Annotated in this window: 7 protein-coding genes and 2 pseudogenes; 5 read left to right on the top strand and 4 right to left on the bottom strand. The window is 71.1% G+C overall.

From position 1 onward, the window contains the following. Window positions 1–142 precede the first annotated feature (142 nt). From EAO75_RS37870 to EAO75_RS37855, 4 genes and pseudogenes are all read right to left on the bottom strand, one after another. Window positions 143–668: pseudogene (locus EAO75_RS37870) on the bottom strand (AAA family ATPase); the annotation flags it as partial. Further along, window positions 668–1,870 (bottom strand): DUF4350 domain-containing protein, encoded by a 1,203-nt coding sequence (locus tag EAO75_RS37865; RefSeq protein WP_147999630.1) that lies wholly within the window; start codon window positions 1,868–1,870, stop codon window positions 668–670. The gene EAO75_RS37865 and the pseudogene EAO75_RS37870, both read right to left, overlap by 1 nt. Further along, window positions 1,867–2,676, bottom strand: coding sequence for a DUF4129 domain-containing protein (locus EAO75_RS37860; RefSeq protein WP_147999629.1), 810 nt, complete (start codon window positions 2,674–2,676; stop codon window positions 1,867–1,869). The genes EAO75_RS37865 and EAO75_RS37860 overlap by 4 nt, the downstream gene beginning before the upstream one ends. 4 nt (window positions 2,677–2,680) lie before the next feature. Continuing rightward, a complete protein-coding gene (locus EAO75_RS37855; protein ID WP_261989586.1) occupies window positions 2,681–3,841 on the bottom strand; it encodes a hypothetical protein in 1,161 nt (386 codons plus the stop codon). A gap of 300 nt (window positions 3,842–4,141) precedes the next feature. Here EAO75_RS37855 and mtnA point away from each other — a divergent pair, with 300 nt between their 5' ends. From mtnA to EAO75_RS47810, 5 genes and pseudogenes are all read left to right on the top strand, one after another. After that, window positions 4,142–5,293 carry an S-methyl-5-thioribose-1-phosphate isomerase gene (gene mtnA, locus EAO75_RS37850; RefSeq protein ID WP_147999628.1) on the top strand — a complete coding sequence of 384 codons (1,152 nt, stop codon included), beginning with the start codon at window positions 4,142–4,144 and terminating at the stop codon, window positions 5,291–5,293. Between the two features lie 161 nt (window positions 5,294–5,454). Next, window positions 5,455–6,144, top strand: coding sequence for a two-component system response regulator MtrA (gene mtrA / locus EAO75_RS37845; protein WP_187284748.1), 690 nt, complete (start codon window positions 5,455–5,457; stop codon window positions 6,142–6,144). Between the two features lies 1 nt (window position 6,145). Further along, complete coding sequence (mtrB, locus tag EAO75_RS37840; protein WP_147999627.1) at window positions 6,146–8,224, top strand: MtrAB system histidine kinase MtrB; 2,079 nt, start codon at window positions 6,146–6,148, stop codon at window positions 8,222–8,224. Continuing rightward, window positions 8,214–10,052: an LpqB family beta-propeller domain-containing protein gene (locus tag EAO75_RS37835; RefSeq protein ID WP_148000517.1), complete on the top strand. Its 1,839-nt coding sequence runs from the start codon at window positions 8,214–8,216 to the stop codon at window positions 10,050–10,052. Before mtrB ends, EAO75_RS37835 begins: the two co-directional genes overlap by 11 nt. 314 nt (window positions 10,053–10,366) lie before the next feature. Continuing rightward, a pseudogene (locus EAO75_RS47810) lies at window positions 10,367–10,616 on the top strand (ComF family protein); the annotation flags it as partial.

The raw sequence follows: 10,616 nt of genomic DNA, 5'->3' as shown, positions 1-10,616 counted from the left end.
CCCTCGTAGGTGTCCCCGTCTCCCAGGCGCACGCGCCCGAGGCCCTGCTCCCTGCACTGTCCGCCCACCTCCACAACCACGGAGACGGACAGTCCCTGCACACGCTCCTCTTCGGCCCGCCGCCCGGCGACGACGCGGCACTCATCTCCCTCGCCGACCAACTCGACGCCCTCGTACTCCACCGGGTTCTGGGTCGCGGCGACCAGGAACGGGTCGGGGAGCAGGCGGGGTGTGCCGTCGACCGTGACCTGGCGTTCCTCCATGGCTTCCAGGAGGGACGACTGGGTCTTCGGCGGGGTGCGGTTGATCTCGTCCGCGAGGAGGAGGTTGGTGAAGACCGGGCCGGGCTGGAAGGAGAACTCGGCGGTGCGGGTGTCGTAGACGAGGGAGCCCGTCACGTCGCTCGGCATGAGGTCTGGGGTGAACTGGACGCGCTTGGTGTCGAGTTCGAGTGCGGATGCGAGGGCGCGGACGAGCAACGTTTTGGCGACCCCGGGGACTCCTTCTAGTAGGACGTGTCCGCGGCAGAGGAGGGCGACGACGAGGCCGGTCACGGCGGGGTCCTGGCCGACCACGGCTTTGGCGATCTCGGCGCGCAGGGCCTCCAGGGATGCGCGGGCGGTGCCCGGGTCCCCGGTGTTCCCGGCGTTGTCAGTGGTCGGGTCCATCATGGACGGCGTACCTCTCTTTCGAGGGCGTCGAGTTGGTCGGCGAGGGAGATGAGTGCCGCGTCGTCGCCGGGCGGCGGGCCGAAGAGGAGCGTGTGCAGGGACTGTCCGTCTCCGTGGTTGTGGAGGTGGGCGGACAGTGCAGGGAGCAGGGCCTCGGGCGCGTGCGCCTGGGAGACGGGGACACCTACGAGGGGGGCGAGGCGCGTGCGGGTGGTGGAGCGAAGAGCGGCGGCCGCGCGGTCGCGGGCGTTCGCCTTGCGGTAGAGGCGGGCGCGGCCTTCGACGGTTTCGGAGGCGCGGATCGCGACGGGGAGTCTTTCGGGCACCAGGGGGCCGAGTCGGCGTGCCCGCCAGAGGGCAGCCAGGGCTGCGGCGATGAAGAGCTGGAGTGTGCCCCAGAGCCAGCCCGAGGGGAGCAGGTCGAGGAAGCTGCGTTCGCCGTCTTCGTCGGCGGCCGACGTGTCGGAGAGCGAGGGGAGGTACCAGACCAAATGGGGGCGGGAGCCGAGGAGTTGGAGGGCGAGGGAGGCGTTGCCCTGCTCGTCGAGGCGTTCGTTGTAGAGGATGTCGGGCGCGCCGAGGACGACGGTGTCGCCGTTCCCGGTGGTCTCCGGGACGCGCAGGAGGGTGGCCAGGCGCTCGCTGGGGTAGCACTCGTCGGCGTTGAGGTGGGTCGTGGTGTAGCGGACGCCTCCGAGGTCGGCGGAGCCGGCGCGCTGGGCGGCGGGCAGGGCGCAGTCGGGGGCGAGCTCCGAGTCGAGGCTGGTGGCGGGGTCCGCGGTGACTCCGGGGACGAGCCGTTCGACGGACCAGCTGCCGGGGGCGACGAAGACCGTGCGACCGCCGGAGCCGGCGATGGCCGAGCGCAGCCAGGACTGTTGACGGTGCGTCAGCAGGTCGGGGCCGGCGACCAGGAGAGTCGTGTCCGCAGCGGACGCGTCGCGTGCCTCGTCCAGGGTGGTGACCACGCGCGTGTCCACGCCGCGGTCGGCGAGGAGTTCGGCGACGGCCCGGCTGCCCTTGGGGTCGGCGGAGCGTGGGTCGAGGGCGCCGTGCCGGGCGTCCGAGCGGATCGTGGCGATGACGACGGCCGCCGTCAGCAGGAGCACGACGGCGAGGGCGATGCCGCGCGCGCGGGTCCATACCTGGCGTGCGGTGGGCGAGGTCGAGGTCGAGGGGAGCGTGGCCTCGGTGGTCATTCGGCGGCTCCCTGGCGGGCGTTGTGCGTCGTGCTGGGGGCGCTGCTCGCGAGTTGGGGCTTGGTGCTCTTCAGGTCGCGGTCGAGTTCGGCCATCCGTTGGTACGCGTGCTGGGTTGCCGTCCGGCCGCCGTATGTCACGTCGTCGAAGTCCCGGGCGGAGGAGCGCAGTCGGTCCGAGTGGGCGGGCAGTGAGCGGCCCGCGTCGGCGGCGGCCTCGTCCGCGGTGCGGCCGGGGCGGACGTCGAGGAGTGCGCGTTCCTCCAGGGAGCGGACGATGGCGCGCATCCGTTCCTGGACGGCCTGGTTCCAGTGGCCCTGGGCGGCGTGCGCCTCGGCGGCGGCGCGGTGTTCTGCGGCGCTGCGGGGGCGGTCGTCGAACAGGGCGGCGGAGGAGGTGGGTTGGCGGCGTGGGGTGCCCAGGCGCCACCACAGGGCGCCGAGGACCGCGACGATGACCAGGATGACGACGACCAGGCCGAGCGGTCCTCCGGGCGTCACGGTCGAGGCGCTGCTGAACAGGTCCTCGACCCAGTCCCAGAAGGCGTCCAGGGCGCGTTGGAACCAACTGGGTTCGTTCTCGTGGTACATGCCCTTGGACAGCTCGCGCCGGGCCGCTTCCCGTGCGGGGTCGCGAGGGATCGTCAGCGGTGGCTCGTCGTCCGAGCGCGCCAGCAGCGACAGCACGGACGTGTCGGCCGAGCGCGACAGTGCACGGACCGATGTGTCACTTACGCCGAGCAACGTGCGAACGGCCGTTTCCGGCAACGCTGACGCCGCTGTGAGAACTCCCCCCGCGAAGCTCACCCGTTCAGCTCCCCGGAGTGTCGGTGCCGTAGCCCTGGACGCCGGCTGCGCGGGCCAGTTCGAGGTCGAGGGCCTCGCGGCGGATGCGCTGGTCGATGTAGAGCAGGACGGTCACGCCGGCGGTGATCGGGAAGGTGATCATGGAGCCGATCACCGAGCCGACGCCGCTGACGATGAGGAACGTCCAGCCGAGGTCAGTGGTGCCTTCGAGGATGTTGGCGCCGGCGTCGCCGCTGAGCGCGGCGGCGAGGAAGGTGAAGGGGATGACGACGATCGCGGCGACGATGTTCGCGATGATCGTGGCCAGCAGCTGGATGCCGAAGACCCGCCACCAGGAGCCGCGGACCAGCTTGGCGGAACGGCTCAGCGACTTGACGATGCCCTGCTTCTCCAGCATCAACGCGGGGGAGGCGAGGGAGAAGCGGAACCACAGCCACAGCGCGACGATGAAGCCGCCGATGACGCCCAGGATGGTGAGTGCCACGCCCGCGTCACCGGAGCCGGCGGCGGCCACGAGGATGCCGGGCAGGGCACCCACGAAGACCACGCCGAAGGTCATGAGCAGCAGCAGGAAGAGCAGGCCGAAGAGGCGCGGCACCTGAGGGCGGGCGTCGCGCCAGGCCTCGCCGGTGGTCACGGACTTGCCCAGCACCGCGCGGCTGGTGACCGTCGTCAGCAGGGCGGTCGCCACGATCGCGCCGATCATCGAGATCAGGAAGATCACGCTGGAGTTCAGCATGGCGTCGCCCATGGCGCGGGTCAGCTCGTCGAAGCTGGCGCTCGGGTCGTTGAGGGCCTCGGTGCTCGTGCGGTCGTTCAGGACGAAGCCCTGGACGAGGATGACGAGGACCTCCGTCACGATCGCGACGGTCAGGGAGATGCCGAGGACCGTGCGCCAGTACGTGCGCATGGTGGAGACCGCGCCGTCGAGGATCTCGCCGACGCCGAGCGGGCGCAGCGGGATCACGCCGGGCTTGGCCGCGGGCGGAGGTCCGCCCCAGCCGCCTCCCCAAGCGCCGCGTCCGCCRGGGGGACCGTAGCCCCCGGGGTGGCCGCCGCCGTAGCCGCCGGGCCCGGCGGGAGGCGCGCCCCAGCCAGGGCCGGGCGGTGGGGGCGGTGGGGTCTGGCTGCTGTCCTCGCCGGATTGCGCGTACTGATCAGCCATGTGGCCAGTCTGCCCCTTGTACGGCGGACAATTGAAGGTGCGCAGCCCATACCGCGGCCGGGACCCATCCGACCACCCCATGGCACGATGGCTGCCAACCTGCAGCCGCGCCCGCGGACGGGGCGGATCCGGGCGAGGCCCAGCCCGGAGTGTCTTTCATCGTCGCTCCTTCACGATGCCCGTCCGCGGGCGCGGCTGCAGGTTGGCAGCCATCGTGCCATGGGGTGGTCGGATGGGTCCCGGCCGCGGTATGGGCTGCGCACCTTCAATTGTCCGCCGTACAAGGGGCAGACTGGCCACATGGCTGATCAGTACGCGCAATCCGGCGAGGACAGCAGGCCGATCGAGATTCCGGCGATCCGATGGGACGAACCACCCGAAGGTCCCGTACTGGTCCTTCTCGACCAGACGAGGCTGCCGGCCGAGGAGGTCGAGCTGGTCTGTACGGACGCGTCCGCGCTGGTGGAGGCGATCCGGTCGCTCGCCGTGCGCGGGGCGCCGCTGCTGGGGATCGCTGGGGCGTACGGCGTCGCGCTCGCCGCCGCGCGGGGCTACGACGTGGACGCCGCCGCGGAGTCGCTGGCGGGCGCTCGGCCCACCGCGGTGAACCTTGCCGTCGGTGTGCGTCGGGCCCAGGCCGCGTATCGGGCCGAGCTCGCCGGCAGTGGGGACGTCGAGCAGGCGGCCGCTGCGGCGCTGAGTGCGGCGAGGGCGCTGCACAAGGAGGACGCTGAGGCCAGCGCGCGAATGGCGGAGCGAGGGCTGGCGCTGCTGGACGAGCTGTTGCCCGGCGGTGGGCACCGCATCCTCACCCACTGCAACACCGGAGCGTTGGTGTCGGGTGGGGAGGGCACGGCGTTCGCGGTGGCGCTCGCGGCGCACCGGGTCGGACAGCTCAGGAGGCTGTGGGTGGACGAGACGCGGCCGTTGTTGCAGGGGGCGCGTCTGACGGCGTACGAGGCGGCGCGCAACGGGATGGCGTACACCCTGCTCACGGACAACGCGGCGGGCTCGCTGTTCGCCTCCGGTGAGGTGGACGCGGTGCTGATCGGGGCGGACCGCATCGCGGCGGACGGCTCGGTCGCGAACAAGGTGGGGAGTTATCCGCTCGCGGTGCTCGCGCGCTATCACCATGTGCCGTTCATCGTGGTGGCGCCGCTGACGACGGTGGATCCGGACACGCCGGACGGGGCGTCCATCGAGGTCGAGCAGCGCCCCGGGTTCGAGGTGACCGAGATCGCCGCGCCTCAGGCGCCGGTGGCGGGCGGGGAGCCGGGAGGCGGGATTCCGGTGGCGCCGCTGGGGACGCAGGCGTACAACCCGGCGTTCGACGTGACGCCGCCCGAGCTGGTGACCGCGATCGTCACCGAAGAGGGAGTGGTGTCGCCGGTGACGGCCGAGGCGCTGGCCGAGCTGTGTGCCCGGTCGCGGCAGGTGACGCAGACGTTGTGAAGTAGAGGCGGGAACCGGTTGGGCGGGCAGAGTGGGACAGACCCGCCCAAAGGTCACGCCCTGTGGTCGGGGCAAGGGCAGACAGTGGCGACCACCTACGACTAAGGTCACTGGCCGGTGACCTATCTCACCACTGCCTTCGCCACTGTTATGAGAATGGGATGATGTCGTTTATGAAGGGACGAGTCCTTGTCGTCGACGACGACACCGCACTGGCCGAGATGCTCGGCATTGTGCTGCGTGGTGAAGGTTTTGAGCCGTCTTTCGTAGCTGACGGGGACAAGGCGCTGGCCGCATTCCGGGAGTCCAAGCCTGATCTGGTGCTACTCGATCTGATGCTCCCCGGGCGGGACGGGATCGAGGTGTGCCGTCTGATCAGGGCGGAGTCCGGGGTGCCGATCGTGATGCTCACGGCCAAGAGCGACACCGTCGATGTCGTCGTGGGCCTGGAGTCCGGCGCCGACGACTACATCGTGAAGCCGTTCAAGCCGAAGGAGCTGGTCGCCCGGATCCGGGCGCGGCTCAGGAGGTCGGAGGAGCCTGCTCCGGAGCAGCTCGCCATCGGTGACCTGGTCATCGACGTGGCCGGGCACTCCGTGAAGAGAGACGGGCAGTCGATCGCGCTGACGCCGTTGGAGTTCGACCTGCTGGTCGCGCTGGCCCGTAAGCCGTGGCAGGTGTTCACGCGTGAGGTGCTCCTCGAGCAGGTGTGGGGCTACCGGCACGCGGCGGACACCCGGCTGGTCAACGTGCATGTACAGCGGCTGCGCTCCAAGGTCGAGAAGGACCCGGAGCGGCCGGAGATCGTGGTGACCGTCCGTGGTGTCGGCTACAAGGCAGGGCCGAGCTGACATGTCCCGGGACAGTGCCGCTGCGGCCCCCGGTTCGACCGGGCCCCGTCCGGAGCGGCCTGTCGGCGGGAAGTCGGCGGGCTCCCGCTGGGGACGGTTTCTAGAGGGCGGGCTGCTTCAGGGCGGAGTCCAGGGCAGCCCGGTCCTGCGTCTCGTGCTGCGCTGGATGCGTCGGCCGTTGCTGCCCGTCATGCGGCTGTGGCGGCGCAACATCCAGCTCAAGGTCGTCGTCACGACGCTGCTGATGTCGCTCGGCGTCGTCCTGCTGTTGGGCTTCGTCGTCATCGGGCAGGTGCGCAACGGCCTGCTGGACGCCAAGGTGAAGGCCTCTCAGAGCCAGGCCACGGGTGGGTTCGCGGCGGCCAAGAAGAGCGCCGACGAGGCCGCGGCCGGCACCGTCGACGACGGCGCGGCTGCGGGCGAGCGCTCCGAGCAGAACGTCATCCAGTGGATGAGCGACCTCGTCTCCTCGCTCTCCAGCGGCGGCCAGGGCGCCTTCGACGTCGTGACCCTGCCGGCCTCCGCGGGCGGAGACACCGGCGGGCGCGGGCCGCGAGCTTCCGGTGACGTCAATCCGACGGGCAGCGTGCCCGAGGACCTGCGTGAGCGGATCGACAGCAGTACAGGAGCGTTCCAGAGCTACACCCGCATCATCTACAACCCCACCGCCGACAAGGAGTCCCAGCCGGCTCTGGTCATCGGCAAGCAGGTCAACGACCCCAACGGCGACCCGTACCAGCTCTACTACCTCTTCCCGCTCACCCAGGAGGAGAAGTCGCTGAGCCTGGTCAAGGGGACGCTTGCCACCGCCGGGCTCTTCGTCGTCGTACTGCTTGGGGCCATCGCCTGGCTCGTGGTGCGCCAGGTCGTCACGCCCGTGCGGATGGCGGCCGGGATCGCCGAGCGGCTGTCGGCCGGGCGGCTGCAGGAACGGATGAAGGTCACCGGCGAGGACGACATCGCGCGGCTCGGCGAGGCCTTCAACAAGATGGCGCAGAACCTTCAGCTGAAGATCCAGCAGCTGGAGGACCTGTCACGGATGCAGCGGCGGTTCGTGTCCGACGTGTCGCACGAGCTGCGGACGCCGCTGACGACCGTACGCATGGCCGCCGACGTCATCCATGAGGCGCGGGAGGACTTCGACCCGGTGACCGCGCGGTCGGCTGAGCTGTTGGCCGACCAGTTGGACCGGTTCGAGTCGCTGCTCGCCGATCTGCTGGAGATCAGCCGCTTCGACGCGGGAGCGGCGGCGCTGGAGGCCGAGCCGATCGACCTCAGGGAAGTCGTACGGCGCGTCGTCAGCGGGGCCGAGCCGCTCGCCGAGCGCAAGGGCACGCAGATACGCGTCGTCGGCGACCAGCAGCCCATCGTCGCCGAGGCCGACGCCCGGCGCGTCGAGCGCGTGCTGCGCAATCTCGTCGTGAACGCCGTGGAGCACGGCGAGGGCAAGGACGTCGTCGTCAAGCTCGCGTCGGCGGGCGGGGCGGTCGCGGTCGCCGTGCGCGACTACGGCGTCGGGCTCAAGCCCGGCGAGGCGACACGCGTCTTCAGCCGCTTCTGGCGGGCCGACCCGGCACGCGCGCGTACGACGGGCGGTACGGGTCTGGGGCTGTCCATCGCGCTGGAGGACGCGCGCCTGCACGGCGGCTGGCTCCAGGCGTGGGGTGAGCCGGGTGGCGGTTCGCAGTTCCGGCTGACGCTGCCGCGGACGGCGGACGAGCCGCTGCGGGGCTCGCCGATACCCCTGGAGCCCAAAGACTCGCGGCGCAACCGTGGACTCAATGACGCCGGTCTGCCGCGCGGCGGCTCCGACAAGGCCGCGACGGTGCCCGCTCAGCACAACGGTGACCAGGCGTCCACGATGCCGTCGAGGGACCCGATCGGGCCCCGCCTGGGAGCCTCCCCGGCCCCCAAGGCCGATCCCACGGCGCTGCCCGGCAACGGTGCGCGTGTGGTTCCGCGGCCGACGTCGGGCGCACGGCGCCAGGACGACGAGCCCGAGGCGGAAGGGCCGCCGAGTGAGCAAGCCGGGCACACCGAGGAGTCGAGCAAGCATGGGGAGGCATCTCGTGGGCGCTGACCGCGAGGGGGGCACCCGGCGCACGCCGGGGCGCGCGGTGGCGTACGTCGCCTGTGGCGCCGTACTGCTGGCGGGGTGTGCCTCGATGCCCGACAGCGGCGATCTGCGGGGCGTCGAGTCCACGCCGCGCCAGGACACGCAGGTGCGGGTCTTTGCCATGCCGCCGCACGAGGACGCTTCGTCCTCGGAGATCGTTTCGGGCTTTCTGGAGGCGCTGACCAGCGACGATCCCGACTACGAGATCGCGCGCAAGTACCTGACGAAAGAAGCGTCGGACAATTGGCGGCCCCTGCTGTCCACGATGGTGCTCGCCGACGGACCGGCCGCCGACGTCGACCGTGTGGGCGGCCGGGAGGAGACCGACAACCTCTCGTACCGGCTGACCGGCGCCAAGGTCGCCACGGTCGACGCGCAGCAGTCGTACGCGCCCGCCGGCGGGGACTACAGCGAGGCGATGCACCTCACGCGGGACAAGAAGACCAAGCAGTGGCGTATCGACGTGCCGCCGCGCGGTGTCGTCATGGGCAGGACGGACTTCCAGCGCAACTACATGTCCGTCGACAAGTACTACTTCGCCACGAACACCACGCTCGGGACGTCCCCGCACACGGCGGCCGTCGCCGATCCGGTCTTCGTGCGCCGGAACGTCGATCCCATGACACAGACGGTGCGCTCCCTGCTCAAGGGGCCCACGAGCTGGCTCGATCCGGTGGCCAGGTCGAGTTTTCCGACCGGTACGGCGCTGAAGGACGTCACGACGCTGACGACCGACGACCAGAACCGGCTGACCGTGCCCCTGAACGACAAGGCCGCACGCGTCGGGCTGACCAAGTGCAAGGAGATGGCGGCCCAGCTGCTGTTCACCCTGCAGAACCTCACGCCCACCGTGGACGAGGTCGTGCTGCGGGCGGCGGGCCGGCAGCTGTGCACGCTGACCGAGGAAAGCGCGGAGGCCGTCGCCATGCGCGGGTCGATGGAGCGCGCCGACTATCTGTACTTCCTCGACGCCAAACACCGGCTCGTCAGGCTGGCCGCCGCGACCAACGGTACGAAGCCCGACCCCGTGCCGGGTGCGCTGGGCGAGGGCGACGCGGAGCTGAAGTCGGTGGCGGTGTCGCGCGACGAGGACATGGCGGCCGGCGTCGGCCTTGACGGCAAGAACCTCTACGTCGGGGCACTGGTGCCGGACGGCCCGCTCGGCGAGCCCGAGCTGACCAGCGCGGGCCGGACGCCGGACGAGCGGCTTTCGGCGCCCAGCTGGGACGCACAGGGTGATCTGTGGGTCGCCGACCGGGATCCCGACAACCCGCGGCTGCTCCTGCTGCAGGAGGGCGTGGGCGACCCGCTGGTCGTGAACATGCCGCCTGGGCTGGAGGGACGCATCGAGTCCGTGCGGGTGGCCGCCGACGGCGTACGGATCGCGCTCGTGGTGAAGCAGGGTGAGAAGTCGTCGCTGCTGATCGGGCGGATCGAGCGGAGCGACGACGCGAAGGCGGGCGATCATTCGGCCGTCTCGGTGCGCGAACTGCGGTCCGCGACGCCCGCGTTGGAGGAGGTCTCGGCCATGTCCTGGGCCGGTGACAGCCGGCTCGTCGTGGTCGGGCGGGAGAAGGGCGGCGTGCAGACCATGCGGTACGTGCAGGTCGACGGATCCACCCCGGAGGGACCGGCGCCCGCGGCCCTCAGCGGGGTGAAGGAGATCACCGCGTCCGAGGACGCACGGCTGCCGCTGGTCGGCTACTCGGAGGACGGGATCGTGCGGCTGCCGTCCGGGGCCCAGTGGCAGAAGGTGCTGACGGACGGGACCGCGCCGGTTTATCCCGGGTGAGGTTTTGTCCGAGGACTGCCGTCGAAGTGCGACGGCGGTGAGCGTGGCGGCCGCTTTCGGCCGGAGTGGGACTCCGGCCGAAAGCGGCCGATTCTTTTGCCCGGCGGCATCCCGGGGCATCCCGGAGGCAAGTCGGTGCCATTTCGTGGGCGGGAATCGGGCACGGCTGCGGGGTGGAAGCGCGAGAGGCGCTGGGACGGCAGTGCGCGCGGCTCCGAACGTAAGGAGAGCTCTGCGCAGCGGGGCCGGAGTTTTCCACAGGGAGTTATCCACAGGGGTGGTCCGCCGGCTCGGGCGTTGGCACAGTGGTGGGCATGCGGGGGTGGTGGCAGGACCTCACCGATCTGGTGCTGCCGGCCGAGTGCGGAGGCTGTGGGAGGCCTCGCACGGTGCTCTGTCCAAAGTGCCGTGCCGTCCTGAGCGGGACCGCACCGAGCCGGGTGCGACCGGTGCCGGAGCCGTGCGGGCTGCCGGTCGTGCACGCGGCGGCCCGGTACGCGGACGAGGTACGGGCCATGCTGCTGGCCCACAAGGAACGCGGCGCGCTGGCACTCTCGGCGCCGC

Origin of the sequence: Streptomyces sp. UW30 (assembly GCF_008042075.1) — a bacterium.
GTDB lineage: Bacteria > Actinomycetota > Actinomycetes > Streptomycetales > Streptomycetaceae > Streptomyces.
The sequence above is the reverse complement of the archived record's forward strand: the minus strand, read 5'-3'. Positions and strand labels throughout refer to the sequence as shown.